Origin of the sequence: Vibrio sp. J383 (assembly GCF_023503985.1) — a bacterium.
GTDB classification, from domain to species: domain Bacteria; phylum Pseudomonadota; class Gammaproteobacteria; order Enterobacterales; family Vibrionaceae; genus Vibrio; species Vibrio splendidus.
On record NZ_CP097293.1, the window covers coordinates 1,791,377 to 1,810,398 of the forward strand.

General features: G+C 42.9%; 23 protein-coding genes. 10 read left to right on the plus strand and 13 right to left on the minus strand.

Annotated elements, in window-relative coordinates:
- Positions 1 to 275 precede the first annotated feature (275 nt).
- Both M4S28_RS08040 and nqrM read left to right on the plus strand, forming a co-directional pair.
- Entirely contained in the window at positions 276 to 767 is a 492-nt protein-coding gene (locus M4S28_RS08040) for a NifB/NifX family molybdenum-iron cluster-binding protein (RefSeq protein WP_249632671.1), read from the plus strand.
- A complete protein-coding gene (nqrM, locus tag M4S28_RS08045) occupies positions 764 to 961 on the plus strand; it encodes a (Na+)-NQR maturation NqrM (RefSeq protein ID WP_249632672.1) in 198 nt (65 codons plus the stop codon). Before M4S28_RS08040 ends, nqrM begins: the two co-directional genes overlap by 4 nt.
- A 52-nt stretch (positions 962 to 1,013) precedes the next feature.
- Here the strand turns inward: nqrM and M4S28_RS08050 are convergent, their stop codons facing one another.
- The gene (locus M4S28_RS08050; protein ID WP_249632673.1) at positions 1,014 to 1,292 is read right to left on the minus strand and encodes a DUF134 domain-containing protein; all 279 of its coding nucleotides are present in this window, start codon (positions 1,290 to 1,292) and stop codon (positions 1,014 to 1,016) included.
- 35 nt (positions 1,293 to 1,327) lie between these two features.
- Between M4S28_RS08050 and M4S28_RS08055 the strand changes: the two genes are divergently transcribed.
- Together M4S28_RS08055 and M4S28_RS08060 are read left to right on the plus strand one after the other, a co-directional pair.
- Positions 1,328 to 1,819 carry a PaaI family thioesterase gene (locus M4S28_RS08055; protein ID WP_249632674.1) on the plus strand — a complete coding sequence of 164 codons (492 nt, stop codon included), beginning with the start codon at positions 1,328 to 1,330 and terminating at the stop codon, positions 1,817 to 1,819.
- A gap of 217 nt (positions 1,820 to 2,036) precedes the next feature.
- A complete protein-coding gene (locus tag M4S28_RS08060; RefSeq protein WP_249632675.1) occupies positions 2,037 to 3,128 on the plus strand; it encodes a transporter substrate-binding domain-containing protein in 1,092 nt (363 codons plus the stop codon).
- A 43-nt stretch (positions 3,129 to 3,171) separates the two neighbouring features.
- Here the strand turns inward: M4S28_RS08060 and M4S28_RS08065 are convergent, their stop codons facing one another.
- Positions 3,172 to 3,375 (minus strand): hypothetical protein, encoded by a 204-nt coding sequence (locus M4S28_RS08065; protein WP_249632676.1) that lies wholly within the window; start codon positions 3,373 to 3,375, stop codon positions 3,172 to 3,174.
- Between the two features lie 357 nt (positions 3,376 to 3,732).
- Here M4S28_RS08065 and pnuC point away from each other — a divergent pair, with 357 nt between their 5' ends.
- The 3 genes from pnuC to M4S28_RS08080 all read left to right on the plus strand — a co-directional run bounded on the left by pnuC (position 3,733) and on the right by M4S28_RS08080 (position 6,010).
- Complete coding sequence (gene pnuC / locus M4S28_RS08070; protein WP_004734818.1) at positions 3,733 to 4,467, plus strand: nicotinamide riboside transporter PnuC; 735 nt, start codon at positions 3,733 to 3,735, stop codon at positions 4,465 to 4,467.
- Between the two features lie 8 nt (positions 4,468 to 4,475).
- Positions 4,476 to 5,204, plus strand: coding sequence for a nucleoside phosphorylase (locus M4S28_RS08075; protein WP_249632677.1), 729 nt, complete (start codon positions 4,476 to 4,478; stop codon positions 5,202 to 5,204).
- 125 nt (positions 5,205 to 5,329) lie between these two features.
- Positions 5,330 to 6,010 (plus strand): Crp/Fnr family transcriptional regulator, encoded by a 681-nt coding sequence (locus M4S28_RS08080; protein WP_249632678.1) that lies wholly within the window; start codon positions 5,330 to 5,332, stop codon positions 6,008 to 6,010.
- Between the two features lie 160 nt (positions 6,011 to 6,170).
- Here M4S28_RS08080 and M4S28_RS08085 read toward each other — a convergent pair whose 3' ends face one another.
- A complete protein-coding gene (locus M4S28_RS08085; RefSeq protein ID WP_249632679.1) occupies positions 6,171 to 7,058 on the minus strand; it encodes a VirK/YbjX family protein in 888 nt (295 codons plus the stop codon).
- 436 nt (positions 7,059 to 7,494) lie between these two features.
- On the opposite strand from M4S28_RS08085, the gene M4S28_RS08090 reads away from it, so the two are divergent.
- Positions 7,495 to 8,643 carry an MFS transporter gene (locus M4S28_RS08090; RefSeq protein WP_249632716.1) on the plus strand — a complete coding sequence of 383 codons (1,149 nt, stop codon included), beginning with the start codon at positions 7,495 to 7,497 and terminating at the stop codon, positions 8,641 to 8,643.
- Positions 8,644 to 8,740: 97 nt separating this feature from the next.
- Here M4S28_RS08090 and M4S28_RS08095 read toward each other — a convergent pair whose 3' ends face one another.
- From M4S28_RS08095 to M4S28_RS08130, 8 genes are all read right to left on the minus strand, one after another.
- Entirely contained in the window at positions 8,741 to 8,887 is a 147-nt protein-coding gene (locus M4S28_RS08095) for a hypothetical protein (RefSeq protein WP_004734823.1), read from the minus strand.
- Between the two features lie 40 nt (positions 8,888 to 8,927).
- Positions 8,928 to 9,203, minus strand: a complete 276-nt coding sequence (locus M4S28_RS08100) for an HU family DNA-binding protein (RefSeq protein WP_004734824.1) — start codon at positions 9,201 to 9,203, stop codon at positions 8,928 to 8,930.
- Positions 9,204 to 9,587: 384 nt separating this feature from the next.
- Complete coding sequence (locus M4S28_RS08105) at positions 9,588 to 11,273, minus strand: thiamine pyrophosphate-binding protein (protein ID WP_249632680.1); 1,686 nt, start codon at positions 11,271 to 11,273, stop codon at positions 9,588 to 9,590.
- Between the two features lie 106 nt (positions 11,274 to 11,379).
- Positions 11,380 to 12,261 carry a LysR family transcriptional regulator gene (locus M4S28_RS08110; RefSeq protein WP_171307675.1) on the minus strand — a complete coding sequence of 294 codons (882 nt, stop codon included), beginning with the start codon at positions 12,259 to 12,261 and terminating at the stop codon, positions 11,380 to 11,382.
- A gap of 201 nt (positions 12,262 to 12,462) precedes the next feature.
- Positions 12,463 to 13,158 carry a VC0807 family protein gene (locus tag M4S28_RS08115; RefSeq protein WP_249632681.1) on the minus strand — a complete coding sequence of 232 codons (696 nt, stop codon included), beginning with the start codon at positions 13,156 to 13,158 and terminating at the stop codon, positions 12,463 to 12,465.
- A gap of 171 nt (positions 13,159 to 13,329) precedes the next feature.
- Positions 13,330 to 13,986: a glutathione S-transferase family protein gene (locus tag M4S28_RS08120; RefSeq protein WP_249632682.1), complete on the minus strand. Its 657-nt coding sequence runs from the start codon at positions 13,984 to 13,986 to the stop codon at positions 13,330 to 13,332.
- A 50-nt stretch (positions 13,987 to 14,036) separates the two neighbouring features.
- Positions 14,037 to 15,227, minus strand: coding sequence for a YbfB/YjiJ family MFS transporter (locus M4S28_RS08125; RefSeq protein ID WP_249632683.1), 1,191 nt, complete (start codon positions 15,225 to 15,227; stop codon positions 14,037 to 14,039).
- A 405-nt stretch (positions 15,228 to 15,632) separates the two neighbouring features.
- Positions 15,633 to 16,205 carry a YceI family protein gene (locus M4S28_RS08130; protein ID WP_249632684.1) on the minus strand — a complete coding sequence of 191 codons (573 nt, stop codon included), beginning with the start codon at positions 16,203 to 16,205 and terminating at the stop codon, positions 15,633 to 15,635.
- 292 nt (positions 16,206 to 16,497) lie between these two features.
- On the opposite strand from M4S28_RS08130, the gene M4S28_RS08135 reads away from it, so the two are divergent.
- Positions 16,498 to 17,214: a DUF1826 domain-containing protein gene (locus M4S28_RS08135; RefSeq protein ID WP_249632717.1), complete on the plus strand. Its 717-nt coding sequence runs from the start codon at positions 16,498 to 16,500 to the stop codon at positions 17,212 to 17,214.
- 5 nt (positions 17,215 to 17,219) lie between these two features.
- Here the strand turns inward: M4S28_RS08135 and M4S28_RS08140 are convergent, their stop codons facing one another.
- Together M4S28_RS08140 and M4S28_RS08145 are read right to left on the minus strand one after the other, a co-directional pair.
- Positions 17,220 to 17,648: a MarR family winged helix-turn-helix transcriptional regulator gene (locus M4S28_RS08140; RefSeq protein WP_249632685.1), complete on the minus strand. Its 429-nt coding sequence runs from the start codon at positions 17,646 to 17,648 to the stop codon at positions 17,220 to 17,222.
- Between the two features lie 37 nt (positions 17,649 to 17,685).
- Positions 17,686 to 18,309, minus strand: coding sequence for a cytochrome b/b6 domain-containing protein (locus M4S28_RS08145; RefSeq protein ID WP_249632686.1), 624 nt, complete (start codon positions 18,307 to 18,309; stop codon positions 17,686 to 17,688).
- 208 nt (positions 18,310 to 18,517) lie between these two features.
- Here M4S28_RS08145 and M4S28_RS08150 point away from each other — a divergent pair, with 208 nt between their 5' ends.
- Complete coding sequence (locus tag M4S28_RS08150) at positions 18,518 to 18,994, plus strand: cytochrome c (RefSeq protein ID WP_445329535.1); 477 nt, start codon at positions 18,518 to 18,520, stop codon at positions 18,992 to 18,994.
- The last annotated feature ends 28 nt before the right edge of the window (positions 18,995 to 19,022 follow it).

Consider the following 19,022-nt stretch of genomic DNA (forward strand, 5'->3'; position numbering starts at 1 on the left):
TTTATATCGTCACTTCTGTCTTTGAAATTTCAACTCGTACGTACAAAGAATGCCCCGCACTAGTGGGGCATTCTTGTTTTTGGGGAAGGGAGGCTCTCCGTGAACAGGTGTGGGAGGTAGAGTAACCTGTGCCAACCATATGGGTTGCTTGTTGCTTGTTGCTTTTGGTCTTAGTTATCGATCCAGTAAATCTTATTTTTCACATGATAGTTATTGGCATATGCTAATAATGGGGCGTATGCTGAACTTCTGATCATCAATAACAGGAAGTTACTATGTTATACGCAGTACCTTGTCGCGACCTTCATGTAGGCAACCATTTTGCTCGCTCTCCACAGATCGCGATTGTCGATGAACAACGACAAATAAAACAGATTGTTCCTTTGGTTGATTCCGACACCGCTTGCAATAAAAAGAAGCAATGGATCTCTGTCCTCCGTTCTTACGATGTGAAATCTGTAGTCGTCCGTCACATAGGGAAGAAGATGCTAGCGCACTTGTTCAACCACGATATTAGAGTCTTGGCATCAACAGGAAAGGCAGAAATAGGTGCTTTGGATTTTAGTAATCTGCAACAAGTGACCGATTTAGATTACGGTCGGGAGCCTCGCAACGTTTGTCACAGTAAAAAAGGGCACAGTCAGAGAGGGTGCAGTAATAAAGGGAGTAGTAAGAAAGGCTGCGGTGAGGAAGGGCACAAAAAAGACGCCGCGATTCTTATGCCACAGCCGAATCACTTAGAGGGTATTCGAGGGTTCCGAAAATGACCTTTTTGTTGACGCTATTGGGGTTTATCGGAATCGTCGCGTTGATGGCGATAGGCGTGATTTTTTCGCGCAAGCCAATCAAAGGCAGTTGTGGAGGACTCGCACAGTTAGACATTGAGCGCGAATGCAATTGTAAGGATGTGTGTGAAGGGCAAAGCCGAAAGTTGTATCAGATTACTGAGCCATCAAGCTAAGTATCGAGAATTCACTATCGTTGAGCTAGCTAACGTTGGGCTAGTTCGCGAGTTAAGCGCTTTGAATCACCAACGCGTGACCGTTGACGATGCACTTGGCGACTTTGGCTCGTGCACGCTTGATGATGTTGCCGAACGTTTGGCGAGACACCTGCATTTGTTCAGCGGCTTCAAGTTGGCTCAATCCTTCTTGATCAGCCAAGCGTAAGGCTTCTAACTCTTCTAATAGCAATTCTTCTTTATGAAGCTCGTCCATAGGAACGCCATTAGGCTTAAAGCAAGAGTAAGCCGCTCGGATGCATAACTGGCGATGTTTTTTTGGTCGAGCCATATCAATCTCTAGGTATTTAAGGTTAAAAGGTAAGTATGAAGGTTTTCATTCCACACAATCATCGGCGCTGCCAAGTATGCAGCCAAGGCTTCTTTTCAGACAGCCCGATTTGCTTTGAAGCCGTTAGCGAGCACGAGACTTTAGCTGAGCATGAGACCCTAGCAAAGCGCGAAACGTTAGCTAAGTGCGGAATCTTGACCAAGCATGAAACCTCAGGTAAGTATGAAGCTTTAGCCAAGATTGTACCAACAGATAAAGCTGAGGGCTATGATGGCATTATGCAGGGGGGCCTTGTTACTGCGTTACACGACAGCGCAATGCTGCATTGCTTGTTTCAAAATAAGGTCACTGCCATGACAGTCAGCTTAACGTCTCGTTTCCATCATCCAATTTCGATTGGTCAAGAACTGGAAGTTCGCGCAAGATGGGTCAAAAGCAGACGAAATATCTATTTCTTAGAAAGCCAAATTACGCAGTGCGGAAAGTTGTGTTCATCGGCACAAAGCCAGTTCATGTCATCCCACTAGTTATCGAACCGAAGTTTCCTATGCCGTTAGTTTGTTACGCCCATTGTTTTGCACAATAAATAGAGGTTTTCTATAGTTAAGGTAATAACGAATAAAGCTAGGGCAGTATTGAATTTATCATAATCTTTCTTCACTTCTGATCGCGCTGATGTGTGTTCATTAGTCGAGCCTTCGTACTCGATTCAATTCATTGCTGCCTTCTTCTGGAGGGCTGCTGATGCACAAATACTTCAAATCGACACTCCGATACGGTGTCACTTCAATCGTTTCTCTTTTTCTATTCTTCAGTACTTTTGCCTCTTCTTCTCCACTTAAAGTCGGTGTTTACCCGTGTCCTCCTTTTGTGACCAGTTCGATGGAAAGTCAATGGAGTGGCCTGAGTGTCGAGCTTTGGGAACAGATTGCCAAAGAAATGGACGTTGAGTACACGATAGAGAATCACCGTTTGGATGAATTACTCAATGCGATTGAAACAGAGCAAATCGACATCGGTGTCTCTTGTATTTCCATCACCCCAGAGCGTGAGTTGTTTGCTGACTTTTCCCATTCCTTTTATGAAACTCACCTCGCTATCGCAGTGAAGAAGCAAGGTTACCTTCATACCTTACACGCCATTTTCTTAAACCCTGCATTGTGGCTGATCATTGGCGTTATCGTCTTTATCTCTGGTGTGATTGGTGCCTTTTTTTACGTATTGGAACACGGTGAAAATGAAAAGCTCTATTCGATGAAAAGCCGAACGGGCCGTTGGTTAGAAAGTTTCATATTGGGTTTACTTTTTATCACTCGAGGCCCATTCAATTATTTTGAGTTTAAGAGCTTAACCGGACGAATTGCAACGGTGTTCATTGGTGTGCTGAGTATGCTTTTCATCGCCAGTATTACTGCGGTATTAGCCAGCAAGCTTACGCTCAGCCAAGGCTCTTCCCATATTAAAGGCGTGAATGATCTCGCGGATGTTGAAGTAGGGGCAAAAGTCGCGACGACGTCTTCTTTGATGCTCACCAGTTTTGGTATTCGACACAAGAGTTATATCGATATGCCAAGACTGTTGGCGGCTTTAGAGGAAGGCGAAGTAGAGGCGATTGTCGCTGATGATGTGGTGCTTAAATATATGATCGGTAATGGCAGAATAAGCGGGCAGTTCGATGATCTAGAGGTGTTGCCGTATCAACTCGAAAAGCAGAATTATGGCTTTATCATCACTGAAAACAACTCGTATGAAGAAGAAATTAACCGCGCTCTGCTGAAAATTCGTGAGTCGCGAAAGTGGCGTAAAATCTTGGTCGACTATTTTGCAGATAAGTAACCGAGTTTAACTGCTGACTATCAGGCATTTCTAATGCCTCTCCCTAGAGTTGTTCTGAACCAGAGGCTTTGTTCTTTTTGAAATATTTAAACGCTGTCCAAACGACATAAGCCGCAACGCCCACAATCAATGCAGAGCGAAGGAGAATAGGCGCATCATGCTCAAGTTGACCAACATGCGGCACAATACTGGCAAACAATCGACTGGTAAAAAGCAGCCCCATTACTAACATAACAATCTTATTCATGTGACCTGCCATTTAATTGGGTGAGTTGTATAAAACGTGTGATGGGTCGATTGCACGGCCAAAAACGATTCTACTCGAAATAAAAGCATGCGCTTCTTAAGAGCGCCCGTCAACGCGATATCAGCTTAAAGCCAGTAAGCTAAAGTTTCGTTTTTGGAAGTGATTTGTTCTGCTGTTGGAGTTTCGAGTTCAAGACTGTTGTGAGGTCGATGACACCTTTCTGTGAATTTGATTTTCCGGAATTATTATTCTGATTTATGATCGCATGCAATCTAGGGGGGACAAATGTCCTCCTCTTTGTTTCTATCGGCGCAATAAGATAGGTGCTACAAAAATCAAATAATAAAGGACACCCCGATGGATCTATTCGCCCTACTTGATATAAATAATACCTTAGTCAATATCCCAATAGGGGATGGCTACGCGATGAGCTGGATTGAAGCATTCGGCACCGTATTTGGGTTGCTGTGTATTTGGTTTGCAAGCCAAGAAAAAACCATTAATTACCTGTTCGGGTTACTGAATGTCACCTTATTTGCGGTTATCTTTTTCCAAATTCAGTTATACGGACTGTTACTGCTTCAACTCTTTTTCTTCTGCGCCAACATTTACGGCTGGTACGCATGGACACGCCCTAATGAGCAAGGTGAAACGCTAGAAGTTCGCTGGTTGAGCCAAAATAAGCTGGTGGCAACGGCTGCAGCCTGTGCGATTTCGATTGCATTGCTCACGATGTATATCGACCCGTTCTTCTTTGCGTTGGCAAACATCGCGGTTGATAGCTTGAATCTATTTGGTGCTGATTTAACGGAACCAGTACTTGAACCTGATGCGTTCCCATTCTGGGATGCCACGATGACCATTCTATCTATTGTTGCTCAAGTTCTTATGACACGTAAGTATGTTGAAAACTGGATACTGTGGATTGTGATTAACATTATCAGTGTTGGTATTTATGCGACGCAGGGTGTGTACGCAATGTCTGTTCAATACGCAATCTTAATGTTTATTGCGGCAAACGGTACTCGTGAGTGGGCACGCACAGCTAAACGAAACAGTGATAAATCGTTAACTCAAGCAACGGCTTCTTAGGAGTGAAGATGGCAAAGCAACCTCATATCGGCGTTGATGAAACGCAAATTGCTCCGTTAGTTATTGTTTGTGGCGAGCCTGATAGAGCGAATCGAATCGCGAGCTTGCTTGAAGATGTCGAGATGGTTTCTGAGAACCGAGAGTATCGAATCTTCACTGGAACTCATCAAGGGAAAGCGATATCAGTTTGCAGCACTGGTATTGGCGCACCTTCAATGATAATTGCGGTAGAAGAACTTAAGTTTTGTGGTGTGACTCATATCGTTCGAGTAGGGTCTGCAGGTGCGATGCAGTCACATATCGGGCTTGGTGAGCTAATTATTGCAGAGGGCGCGGTTCGCGATGAGGGGGGTTCTACCGCTTACGTTAAGCCGTCGTATCCCGCCTATGCAAGCTTCTCTCTGCTTAAAGAGCTAGACAAGTTCTTGCAGCAGCAAACAACACCTTACTATTTGGGCACGGTACGCTCACACGACAGTTTTTATACCGATGACGAGCAGGCGCTTTGTCAGTACTGGAATGGCAAAGGCATTTTAGGTGCAGACATGGAAACATCCGCGCTGTTTACCGTGGGACGCTTGAGAGGGCTTAATGTAGCCTCTATCTTGAACAATGTTGTCTTATACGAACAAGATGTAAAGGAGGGCGTTGGGCAATATGTCGATGAGGCAGAGGCAATGATGCAAGGAGAGCGGCTAGCATCATTAGCGGCACTGGAAGCATTAATTACTCAATAAGAGCCTGAATAAATGCAAGACGAAAGCGATGGGAGACCGTCGCTTTTTTATTGGGTTCTCTCCTGTGGTTTAAGTGGTTACAATCGTTTGAATATAAACAGCAGTAATGCAATGAGAGAGTAAGTATGAAGATTGCACCATACTCAAGCGGACGCTTTAAAAATTACTTAGAACAAAAAAGCTCTGAATTTAGAGATCTCATCTACCAACACCAAGTTAACTCTCGTTACTTCAATCAAAACGATGAAATCCTACGTCAAGGTGAGCAGCTTCAGTATCTTTATGTAGTGCCCGCTGGAAGAGTCTCTATGAGTACTTCTGCGGCTAATGGGCGACGCTTTCAATTGGGTGAGGTGAATTGCGATTATCATATCTTCGGTGAGATGGAGTTTTTCACTCAGACACCTTGTCAGTGGAACGTAGTGGCTGACGAACACATGCAAGTTGATGTCATTTGCATTCAGAAACTAGCAGAAGCACTACATGAAAACCCGGAGATGATGTTCTTCTTTGCCTCTGCATTAGCGGAAGATTATCAAGACTCTATGGGCATTTACACTAACCGTCTTTTACACTCAATTACCTACAACATTGCCTACGACTTATTGGTTCAAAGCCAGACAAATACTGTGTTAGGCGGTTTCGATAAAGTGAATCAAGAAGCGGAACGTTTTGGCACATCGAGCAGAGTGTATCGAAGAGCGGTTAAAGACCTATTAGACAAGGGTTTCATTAGAAAAGGAGACCAAGGGTTGGAAATTGTTGACCAGCAAGCACTCCGAGCCTTTATTGATTCGTATGAGTAAGAAAAAGAATGACTCAAGTTGAAAGGGTAGTTTGAGTGAAATCAGAGAGGTAAGTGCAGAGCTGCTTCTCGATTCTAAGGCCCCGTGTTACGAGGCCTTGTGTTTGTCACAAAAGAAAGAGCGAGCGCCAGAAAGTTAGCACCTATTTAGAAGGCAGTTGTTAGCTAAACTGAACTTGAATGTTGTGGCTCATTTTGTTCTTTAGCTCTTCTTCATACTGATCTAGCCACGCATACCGCTCACGATATAATTTACGTTTTTGGCGTTTTAGAGCCTCAAGGTCTTTCCTGTTTGGGTTGATCGGTAGACGATAAAAATAGTCATCGTGTACCTGTCCATCGTGCTCTTCCCATAAACTATCGTACTTAAGGCTGATGTCTTTGTTTTTCTTGCCGTAGCGTAATGAGTTCGACACATGGCCAGATTCTTTTACCGCATAGATATTTTCGATACCTAAGCTAATGGCTAACAGTCGTAGTGTTTCTACCATGAAGGATTTAGGTCTTAAACCGTAGAAAGCTTTTGTGAATGTACGGCTAAATCCATTGTCATTGGCTCCACCCTGAATACCACCAATGTAGATGCTGTTGTCGAAAACAGTGAACGAGATGCTATACATTTTTTCGAGTAGAGAATTGGTCAATGAAATTGTCAGTTCACCCTCTTTTCTCGCGTTTCTTTCAAAGCTGAGATTAACCAGATAAACGTTGTCATCTATCTCTAGTTTTAAAAGATAGAGTCTTTCATTATAGATTTGGTGTCTAGCTTCTGTTGCGAAGGTTTCTTCAAACCAGTCGTAGTGCTTGGATAAGATTTCTATCTTTTCTTTATTGCTAAAGCCAGTACATAAGTAGGGAGTTACAAATTTAGATAAGAAGTTAGGCTGTTTGATAAATAACAGCTTTCTCTCTTCAGAGTTAAAATTTTCACTCATTTTTCTAGTGGCTGAATAGTAAAACAGGGCTCGAATAGTAAACTTAATTATTGCCTTGTACTTACCCTTATTTTTATGGGTATTGGCTTCTATTCCCATGCGAACGACATTCATAATCACCTCAAAAAAGAAACGCTGCACCAACACATTAGTGTTGCGAACATTTCCCTGACTCTCATAACTAACAATGAAAATGATGATAGTGAAAAATGCGATTTGGGTATGTATGGGTATGTATGACAATGTAATTAAGTCAGTTACTTAACGTTCAAATTTTGGGCGGCCTTTACGCTTAACGCAGATTGATAAATGCAAAAAGTAACATTTACAAAACGATCGTGTAACAATTGACTGGCGAGTAGTATTCTTCCTAATTCCGAAGCTGAGTTTCATATGACTGACTTTTTCGGAGTAAAGTTACTTTTGAGGAATTAAACATGGCAGGATGCATATCACCGCGCAGTTACGGTCGTTTAAGGCGAAGCCGATGGAATCGGTGGTATAAATGATTGGTTGGGTACGCTTGTTAACATCGAGAAGTTCATTTTCGATGTTAGTGATCATCGCTATTGCCTCCGTGATAGCGAATACGGGTTGGCGAGTTGTCATGAACAATTTCGCTGTCGATACCGTGGGCATGACAGGAGCGGACGTTGGTCTGCTTCAGAGTGTAAGGGAGATCCCTGGTTTACTCTCATTTACAGTGCTGTTTCTATTACTTATTATTTCTGAACAACAAGTTGCGGTGCTCTCTGTCGCCGCGCTGGGATTAGGCGTTGCCATAACGGGTTACTTACCCTCAATCTATGGCTTCTATTTCAGCACAACCCTGATGTCTGTTGGTTTTCATTATCTAGAAGCAGTGAATAAATCACTGTCTACACAACTTCTAGGTACGGAAAACTTTAGTGAATCCATGGGGAGGATTCGAGCCGCGGCATCCTTTTTCTCCATGGTGACTTTCATATGTATTATTGTCGCCAATTATGTTTTTGGTGTATCAGATAAGGCTATATTTTTTGCTAGTGGTACAGCGTGCTTCTGGTTAGCTTTTTATCTACTCACATTCAAAAATGCTAGCTGCGGTGAACGACAGCACACCAAGCTTATTGTACGTCGTGAATACACCACATATTACATATTGACCTTTCTAAGCGGGGCAAGAAGACAGATCTTTGTCGTGTTTGCAGGCTTACTCATGGTCACCAAATTCCATTACACGATCGCAATGATGGCCGCTCTATTTATGTTATCAAGCTTGTCCGCCACTGTTGCATTACCTGTGGTGGGTCGTTTTATTGACCGAGTAGGAGAAAAGAGAGCTCTACTGATTGAGTATGTGGCGTTGATGTTGGTGTTCTTATCGTATGCTTTTGTTGAGAATCATTATCTGGCAGGTGGGCTATACGTTGCCGACAGCATCATTTTCAGTTTTGCGATAGCCTTGACTACTTACTTTAAGAAAACCGTCCGGCCAAACGAAGTGGTGTCCACGGCGAGTCTTTCGTTTACTATCAATCATATCGCGGCAGTATTTCTGCCATTCTTATTGGGAGTGGTGTGGATGTCTGGCTATCAATGGGTGTTTGTTGCAGGGGCTATTATTGCATTGCTGAGTTTTCTAATCTCGTTGACTATCGATACCAGATTGCATCAACGCATTAATGGGGTGACTGAATTGCAGAAAGAGGTCGTTTGAAAGGGTTAATCGGTATAAGCATTTGTATTAGTGAAGCGCTGTTTCTTAATTCAAAAATGCCACTGCAAGGCTGCAGTGGCATTAGAAGAATAACAAACTATAACTCTAACAGTTTTGCCAATTCACGCTCTTCCATAAGCTCTTCAATGCGCTGACGAGTCTTGGGCGTTTCGGCTTGTGCTTTGGTTGACTTGCCTGCCTTTTTACTGCGGCTAGCTTTAACTTTTTCTTTGGTTATAGACATAGTAATCTTCCTTGGATTCTGCTTTGAGATCGTATTTACTCTAAGCGTTACATGACTCTTTTAGTGCTTTACCTGCTTTAAACGCAGGCGTTTTTGATGCTGAGATTTGAATCTCTTCTCCGGTTCGTGGGTTACGACCAGTGCGAGCAGCACGAGAATTAACTTTGAAACTACCAAAACCAAGGATGGCAACATCATCACCCTTAGCCAATGTGTTAGAGATACCTTCAACAAGTGCGTTTAACGCTGAACCTGCTTGATCTTTTGAGATGTCTGCTGAAGTTGCGATGTGTTCAACCAACTGAGATTTGTTCATATTCTATATTCCTTATTGAGTACGGCTGGCGCTTAACTTTAAGGCCAAGCTTGTTCTATCTTAGCAATAAGGGCTGAAATAGTGTTAACACCTAGGCAGGGTTTTGTAAAGTAATCAACAAGATTGAGCGTTAAATCATCTTTCAGTATAACCGAATGCAGTTCTTTAGCTATTGGTAATTTAAATGCTAGCTATCAAGTGGCATGAAAAAGGTGAACGTGAGCCTTTCATTTGATTGATAAAGCCAATCATAAGTCAGCGTATTACTGGTCGGCTAAATGAGAGAATAGAAACAAAAAAGCCCAGCGAGAGAGCTAGGCTTTGATTGTGAGGTGTAAAATATTGTGAGGTGTTGAATGTAGTGAAGTATAGAATTAAAGCGACTTAGTGACGCAATAATTGACTAAAGCGTAGGTTGAAGGCTGCAGAGTCATCAGGGTCTAACATGATTCGAACAATATTGATGCCTTTAGGGGCTTTCAATGCTTCAAAGATGTTTGCCATGTCTTTTTCTGTGTGGGCGACATAACTATGAATGTCTTTGCCTTCGGTGCCTCCTAATGCTTCGCCAAGTTTTTCATATTTCCAAACCGCAATGTCATTATATGAGCGCTGTTTGCCTGGGTTAATCGCTCGCTCTGCACCATAACCAGAATTATCGAGAAGAAAAATAACAGCGTCCTTTTTATGGTGAATCAATGTAGCAAGATCTTGAGCGCTCATGGTAAACGCACCTTCACCTTGGATGGTGATAGATCGGCGATTGAGTTGTTCATTCGCAAAGTTTGCGCCTACGAACATACCGAACCCAGCGCCAAGTGACCCCCAGTTTCCACAACCGTGCATAATAATATCTGAAGGGAATTCAGCTTGTGTACTATTGATAAATCCACCAGTATCGCCATACAACATATCACCTTCTTCTAGGTAATTTGAAAATTGAATGAACAGTCGATCAATAGTTAAATCATTGTTTGTTGGTACAAAAGCGTCGCGTTGTTCAAATGCAAATTTTCTTCTTGGTTGTAATATCAATTGACCAGCTTCGATATCTTTAATCGCCCCCAATAATGTTGGCAAAAAATCACGTAAGTACACTTGGTCAAAGCGACGACCGTTGATTTCTACATAATTTTGACGGATCCAGATAGCATCTTGTTTTTTACCGAGTTGGGTGGAGAACACTCCAGTATCGAACTCGTTTAATGTGACCCCTAATGCAATAGCAACATCAGCACCGTCGACCATTTCTTTTGTATAGTCTTCGCTGACTTCACCCATATAAATACCAACGTTGTTGGCATGTGCCTCAAAATCCCCCATTTTGCAGGTAAATGTTGTTGCTACAGCCGCATTTAGTTGATTAACCAGTTCGATACCTTGAGGAACGAGAGCTTCACGTTGAAGTAGATGGCCAGTCACGACGCTACGGGTGCGTGAACGGTGCAATAGAGTAACGGTTTCTTGCAATGCGGCTTCAAGGTTTGATATCGAAGACTGATCTAGCATTAAGTCTAATGGTTTTGTTGGTGCATCGACATCCATTGTTTGCATGTCGTATGGGACTTCCAAATATACTGGCTTTTTAGTTTGCATGGCTTTACGTAGCATCTGGTCAACGTAGTAGGGTGCGGTGTCAATGCTCTCAACTCGTTGGCTCACACAAGTAATATGTTTGAACATATCAACGTTGGTATCAAACTTATTACCAATAGCATGATGATAAAGGCGTTCGGTTGGTGTTTTCAATACGCTAATGGCTGGTGCTCCGGCCAATACTAGAATCGGCGTATCGTCGGCATAAGCGCTGGCTAAACCATTGGCGCAGCTAAGTGAACCAACACCAAATGTGACCGCCATTGCCCCAAATCCATTTTGCTTGGCGTAACCATCAGCTGCGTAAGTTCCGTTAAGTTCGTTACAAGGCATAATGTGTTGTACGCCATGGTCGCCATCAAGGATTTCGTCAAATAATGGAAGTACGTAATCACCGGGGATACCGAAAATGTGGTTCGTATTTAGTTCTTTTAGGCGCATTAAGATGTAGGTTGATAGTGATACTTTTTTCATGGTGTTACCTCATTGAATTTTATTGTCAGCGGTTGCTGTGTTTGGATGAGGTAATATTAAAAGGATCATAAAAATCGATATAGACGACTTTTTGAGTTCGACAATCTCATTTTTGGAAACCACCCATTATGCTTTCTACAACAGCCCGCTGAGCTGCGGTCTGCAGATTTTTATCTCTATATAACAAGCTGAATCTAACCGGGCTGATGGTGTAGTCATCAAATATTTCAATTACCTTGTCAGCAGCGGCAATATCTTCATGGATATAGGTTGGAATGACCGCATAACCAAGAGAATCTAGTACGGCAACGACGACCATTTCCATATCCATAACAGTGAGGCGGCAATCTATTTTGAGTCGAAACTGTTCTTCGGTAGAGCGGCGTAATACGGTTAGAGTAGGATGAGAAAATGTAGCAATGTAGGGAAGTTTATTGAACTCACCATTGGCAATTTCTGATTGATAAGAAGTCTGAAATTCATGACTCGCAACAAAGATTAACGGGACATCTATCAACTTTCTGGCGATGAGGTTTGTTTCTGGCAGTTCGCCGCTTGCAACCGCGATATCTACATCTTCGGTGAGTTCGGTTGAACTATGGGAGTTTTTAAGTTCGATCGAGAGATCTGGGTTCTGTTTAAGTAAGTCTTTGAGGTATGGGTACATAAACTTAAGGTAGAACTGCTTAGTAGCAGAGATCACCACTTTACCATGCAACTTTCCAGAGTCTTCATGTAACGCGTCCAATGAATGAACAAAAGCTTCGAGGTGTTGGTTGAGTGCTTGGAAGTATTTCTCCCCTTGGTTAGATAGAGTTAGTTTGTTCTTACTCCGAATGAAAAGTTGGACTCCCAAGCCTTGTTCAAGTCCGACAATTCGTCGACTTACAGTAGAAAGTGGCAGTTTTACTCGTTCACTGGCTTTTTTCATACTGCCGTATTTTGCGACCTGACAAAATACATAATAGTCGTCTATTTGATTCTTCATGTTTTACCGCTCTAAACTCGAACCTTTCTTAAAGAGTAACACATGAAAATACATACACATTCGGTATTTAAATTGCAGTCGGTAGTGTGTGGGGGAAACGGGGTAGTTAAGCGACATCCAACAAAAAAGCCCAGCGAATGTGCTGAGCTTTTGGTGTGTGTTTCTATTTTAGGACGAGACACTAAGTTAGTTAGGTAAGATCTACTTAGTAATAAAGATTTTCTCTGTTTCTAGTGACGTCATAGCGCGAACTTGGCGCCAAATGTAATAGAAAATACCTAACATCATCAGCATGCTAGGGATAGCTATGGCTGGGTAGCTGTAAAGTGTCAGTTTACCAAGTTCTTCATTAAAGGCTGCAGTACCAGCAGGGCTTGTCACAATCCAAGTCGCTAGGAAATAGTTCATCGCAGAGGAGAAAGCGAAGGTACTTGCGAATAGGTAGTTCGATGTCATTAGACAACGATCAAACTTTGCTTGGTTACCGAACTGTCTTAAACGCTCTTCAATAAGAGAGGTGTTTAACAGAGCTGGCGTAAAGATAACTTTTTGGATAAACGGGTAGCGAGTGAAGGTCGAGCCAAGGACCGCTAAACCAATTAGGCCAGGTATTAATGCTTCTTTTAGTGCTAACCAACGAGTATCTAGTTCGAAGAAACCAATGCCACCCGTTAATAGTACGCTGACGAAGCCAAGCGCAGCGATGAAGTTAAACTTCTTGTTGCGGATTAGCTCCATACCACCGTAAGCGATAGGGAAAGCAAGGGCGACAAGCAGTGCTAGACCGGTTCCTAGGTGCTCCTCTCCACTGAACTTCATTAAGATGAATGACGGAAGAAATACGTTAAAAACGATTTCGAAAAGAGGGTTCGATTTTTTGTTTTCTATGTTACTCATAATTTCTAAATACATTATGTTATGGATTTATTCTCAGGGATTGTTGTTTACCTCGCCCAAGATGTAAAGCCTTAACACGTCATGCTGTGTAACGACATGTGACATCAACGACATCTCTGAGCCTGTCTCACGTTGAATTCAAGACTTTACGCATTCTAGTTTTGGATGCTCTTAGGTATCTCGACTGAACGAAGCAAGCAACGTTTCATAATCAGGCTTGTTTGCCAAACTCTCAATGCTTATAAATGTCAGTACGTCTGCAAAGGGGGAAAGGTGTAAAAAATCGATGATGTTGCGGTTGTTCACTTCATCAAACAATTCAGTATGTCGAAACTGGACGTAATCTAAAGCGACATGGAGATACAAGGTGGCCAAGTTGTCGCTCAGAAGGGATTCTAGTCCTTGTTCTTTTATCTCTTGGTCAAGTTGCTCTAGGGCGGCAACCATACCTTCTTGCCCTCTATGGATAAGCGCATTGTCACTGTCTGCATAGCGAATCAATGCCGCGGTTCTAAACGCGATCTCCATTAACGTCTTTGCTGTTCCTAACGTTTGCATTTCATTGGCACGACTTAACGTTACCTGACGTAGCCTTTGAGGCTGGTACGTTTCAATTAGGTATTGGCAAATGCATAAGCTTTCCGTTAGTGCTGTTCCGTCTTCAAGTTTGAGTGCTGGAATTAAACAAAACGGATTGACGCTTTTTAGATTGGCCGGGGAGCTCCATGGATCAACCCAAACAAAAGACAAAGGAGAGCAGCGTGATAGAAGCGCAGTTGCTGCGACCACGCGTGAAAACGGGGAGGTTTCATTTAAGTAGAGTTGCATGATAATCCTTTATTGTATTCGTCAGATGAACTGAGGAAGCTAGCTTAGATCTAGGTCAAGTGTTCAGGCTTAGAGTGAGTTACAGTCATTAAGGTACACACCGCAGACAGCATCAAAGCAGCAGTACTAACGGTGAACAACACGTCGTATGAAGCCATATGATTTAAGTAGTACGCCATCAAAAGCCCAACCACACCTTGTGATACAGCAAAAGAGAGTGTCATTCCTGCCCACGCTTTGGTATGCAGTTCATAGCCTACAATCTCCAACGTGTAAGTCGACACTAGAGTTACCGTTCCCGGCGTGAAAATACCAACCAGTAATGAAGAAATTAACAGCGCGATAGGGTGTGTGCTAACAAGCGGTAATGCGACGCCTAGAGCCTTGAGGCTAAATGCAATGCAGAGGGATTTTTTAAGCCCTAACTTGTCTCCTAAGATGCCTGTAATCAATGGTCCAATGGCGGCGCCAATACCAAAGGTTGCCCAGAACAAACCACCGCTGCTGAACGACATACCCAGTTCTCGCACGATGTAATCAACCCAAAACAAGGTATGGGGTAAGTATCCGATAGCATCGAAGGTATACGCCGCCAGAATAAGCGCAACGCTGATTAGTTTTGGCTTTGAGAGCTGAGAGAAGGAAGATTTTATATAAGGCGCTTTAGACGTATTAGGTTGGGTTTGCCATGCATTCCAAGTCAGTATCGTTGTGACTAATGCGATCACTCCCATGCCAATCCAAGCCGACACCACACTAAAATAGATCAGTACTGGGATTAATGTGCCTGATAACATCGCACCAAGTCCAATGCCTGAAAATATGACACCGCTGACACGCGCCTTCACATCGGGATTAAACTTTCGGACAATCACTGGTGGGGCGACAACCATTAATAAGGCACCCGCAATTCCAGCCAACGTTCGCCAAACATAGAACCATGTTAAGGGCGCCTCTTGTAGCGCACAGCCTAAGTAACTAAAACTGCTTATCAACATAGCGAATCGAATTAACTGCCCAGCACTAAAGTAACGCAGCAGTATGTTGGCAGCCGGTGCACCCAATATGTACCCAAGAAGGGTCGCGACACCAAGGTAAGATGCATCACTTTCGCTAAACCAACCACTTTGAATGAGAGCCGGCATTAATGCTATATAGGCAAACCTACCGATCCCGTTGCCTATTAGAGTCGCCCCCATTCCAGCCAAGCTGTCTTGATTAACGATGTGTTTATTCAGCATGAAAAGGGCTCTTTTTAGGTTCAGCTAGATGTTCTAGCACTAGGACAAGATCTTTGTTTAGTTTTGCATATTGACATCATTCACCATCAATATCACTAGGCGGTTAGTCATATAATTTGCTCATTTAAAACCGGTTTGAGATAGGTAAATAGCGAGTGTGTTTAAACACTTAGGTAGATGTGTTGTTCTGCCGAGGATTAGGCGATAAGCGATTGTTTTAATCACCGAAGATTTGAGTGATTAATTGTTAGACTAAAGTTGGACGACCGGCCGCTTCAATTGAACATGAGTGACTTGCTTATCTAGAACTGTGTACTGACTTGCCGGTTCTAACTCACATTCACCCGCCTTAAACGATGGATGAATGGGAATTAAGAAAGATCTAACTGGCTAGGTGTGACCCCATTATTTATCGAAGAGCAGATTGAAGCTTAAAGGGATTTTGTCGGAAATCGCTAACCCACCAACGGTAGCTGATAGCTTGTTCAAGTTGTCTGTCGATATTCCAAAATCAGCGCCATTGACGATGATTGTCGAGGCTGAACTGACCATCACCAACTCTTCTGATGGAACGATTAAAACGGGAAAATCAATCGTTTTTGTTACGCCGTGCAAGGTAACCTCCGCTGCAATGGTTGTTCTTTTTGGGTCACCAGACAACATTGACGGTTCAACTTTTCCAGAGATTTTCACTTCAGGGAAAGTCATCGATTCAAAGTAAAGCTCATTGAGCCTCTGATCGCGAATAGCCACGCCAGTACTCAAACTTTTCACGTCCAACAATATGGAAAATTGACCCGCTTCGGTAAGGCCTCCTGATAAAGGCTTGATGGATGCGGGCTCAACAACAAACTGCTTTTTGATGGTTGCGAACGTGATATTCGATAAATTGGGGTCTAACGTGTAGCCCGTTTCCGCGAAAGATTGAGCTGAGATAACGGTGCATAGGAGGCCGAGTGTAGAGATTAGTTTTTTCATAAGTTGTCACCACATTGATGAATTCACAAGTTTAACGTTCTCGAGTCGTGCATTTTTGGAGATCTTTATTTGAACTAAAGATAAATTAGAAAAAGATAGATAGAAGCTTAGTTCAGCATTCATTAAATTACCTGACGAAGGTAGAGCATCGCCATATTATTGGAACCATGATCGGCAAAGTTACTTGTGTAAGTTTAGTTATGTTATAACATAACTAAAAGTCACTATTACTGTGAACGATGTTTGCAGTATTAAAAGAGAAACGATAAGCATGCATCAAGGAGATGACGTAATGAATGCCGTTTTAACCAAGCCTTTGATAACGAATAGCAATCAGCCACTTAACATTAGTTCCGTTGTGCGTATCAAGGACCAGGCGAATCATAAGCCTGGACTTAGCGCTTCTGAGCAGCCAACGGTATTAGCGGATATCTACCAAAGTGATATTAATATAGTGGTATGGCAGCGACAGTTTGATGAAGATTTAACTATGGCAATTAGTGAATTCATCGCCTCGAATCCTAGCTTCAGTAAGTCTATTAGCCTGTCACCAGACAACGCTTACGATAAATTGGAATTTGCCACCGGCGGAACCGCTTCTAAAGCGTTGTTAGAAAACATGGCAGAGTTGGTGGATATGTTCTGTTGTTTGTTCGATCTTGAAGAAGTAGGGCTCCGTTTGGCGGTTCTGAATAAAGCGATGTGTCCTCGTTTTCATTTTGACCAAGTTCCTTGCCGCTTAGTGACAACCTATCACGGCGTTGCGACTCAATGGTTACCAAACTATTCGGTCGACCGCTCTAAGCTAGGTCGTGGAAGTAATGGACAACCAGATTCGGCTTCAGGGCTGTACAGTCACGAGCCTGATATTAAGCAACTCTCAAGTGGAGATGTTGCACTGTTAAAGGGTGATCGCTGGAGCGGAAACGAGAATTCTGGCCTTGTCCATCGCTCACCAGTGACTTCACCTGACGATACGCGGCTCTTGCTGACGTTGGATTTTGGTTAATCGAGCTATATACGCGAGACCATTTTCTGCAGTAAACGACGGATCTCTTTTTGTTCGTCTGGTTCTAATACACTTAGGTATTCTTTATTGACATGAACGGGAATTGGCAAAAGCTCTCTTTGGATAGCGCGCCCGTTCTCTGTTAAATAAATATTGAACGAACGACGACTATTTGGGTCGAGTCGTCGTTCAATCAACCCAAGACGTTCGAGCTTATCCAAGGTTCGAGTCGTGGTCGAATTTTCTACTTTAGATTTCCTAGCGATTGCTCGTTGAGTTATTCCTTCTTTTTCCCACAAACACATTAAGGTAGGCCAGAGAGCGATCGTTAATCCGTGTTTTCTAAGTTCCGAGTCGAATGTCTTCGCTGCATCGTGTGCGATTACATGGATCAACCAACTAGCAGTTTGCTGTCTATTAAACACTTCATTCATTGATTCGTTCCTATGCTCCAAATTAAATCGGTTTGATTTATGCCAATGCAACCAAAATAACGGTAAACATTGCAGCTAAAGCAAGTACAAACAACGCACGCCATTGCGATGCAAACGCTACGCTTCCACTAAATTGGATTCTTGTTTGGAAGCCAGTGACCATTGCCCAAGTTAATGGTTTAGAGCGTAATTTATAGAACAAAACGGCAAAGACGTGTACCGCGACCAGAGTTGGAAGCACTTTTACCATAGTTAGGTGAATGTTTTCTAATAATGAAAATACGGAGTCATTCAACCAGATATTTGCATAGGGTAAGTGATCAAGAAGCCCAGCCAAGGCTAAACCAGAAACACACTGAATAATTAAAGCTGATAACAGTGTTACAACCATCCAACCGCCAGCAGGGTTATGGCCTGGCTTTTCTTTTTCTTTTCCTAATAAATAACGAACCACTGACTTAGGTGAACGTAGAAATTCTCTGAATCGGCTCGTTTCGCTTCCCACCCAACCCCAAACCAATCGCCAAACGACTAATGTCATAAGTGCTAGCCCCAGTTGAACGTGGGGTCCATTGCCTGAAATGCCCGATACCATTAACCCCATAAAAAGCGCTGCCTGAGCCCAGTGATATAGGCGAGTTGATAGATCCCAAATTTTCATAACTTCATTCTCTCTACTGTGTTTGTTCATTCAATGTATATTCCATTTGCATTAATTTACACAACAATAGTTGCAATTGCAACTATTGTTGTGTAAATTAATCCCATCAGAACAAAACGGAGCATCGAAACGAATCATCGATGTCTGTATCGAAACTAAATAGAAAAGCTATACGAAGCGAAGAGAGAGCAATATGAACAAGAGAATGATGCACAAGAGATTGGTGAGCCTACTGTGTACTACAACCGTTTTAATGAGTACCCACGTTTTGGCCTTACAAGGCGATGCAAGTGAAAGTAATTCTTCACAAGATCATTCAAACCAAATTGAACAGCGCCAGCACGCATTTGCACAAGTTGAAACCTTAGTCGAGAAGGCCAATGACACTTTGGATGGCGATGATACTCATTGGCAGACGCTCGAAGACATGAGCTTTGAGCTAACAACTCACAGTCAGGCGTTATTGACGTTATTTCCGTTGGGCAGCCAAGAGGGGAGTAAAGCAAAAGAGAGTGTTTGGAGTGAACCTGAAAAATTCAATCGTCTCCTAACGCAAATGGATCAGGGTTTTCAGGAACTCTACCGAGGTAGTCAAAGCAGCGATGTATCGTTAGCGGAATCAGGATTAGAAGCAGCGCAAGATACTTGCAAAAGTTGCCATCGCTCATACCGCTCTCGTTGGTAGCGTTGTTTTAACAACTCAACCAACTCGA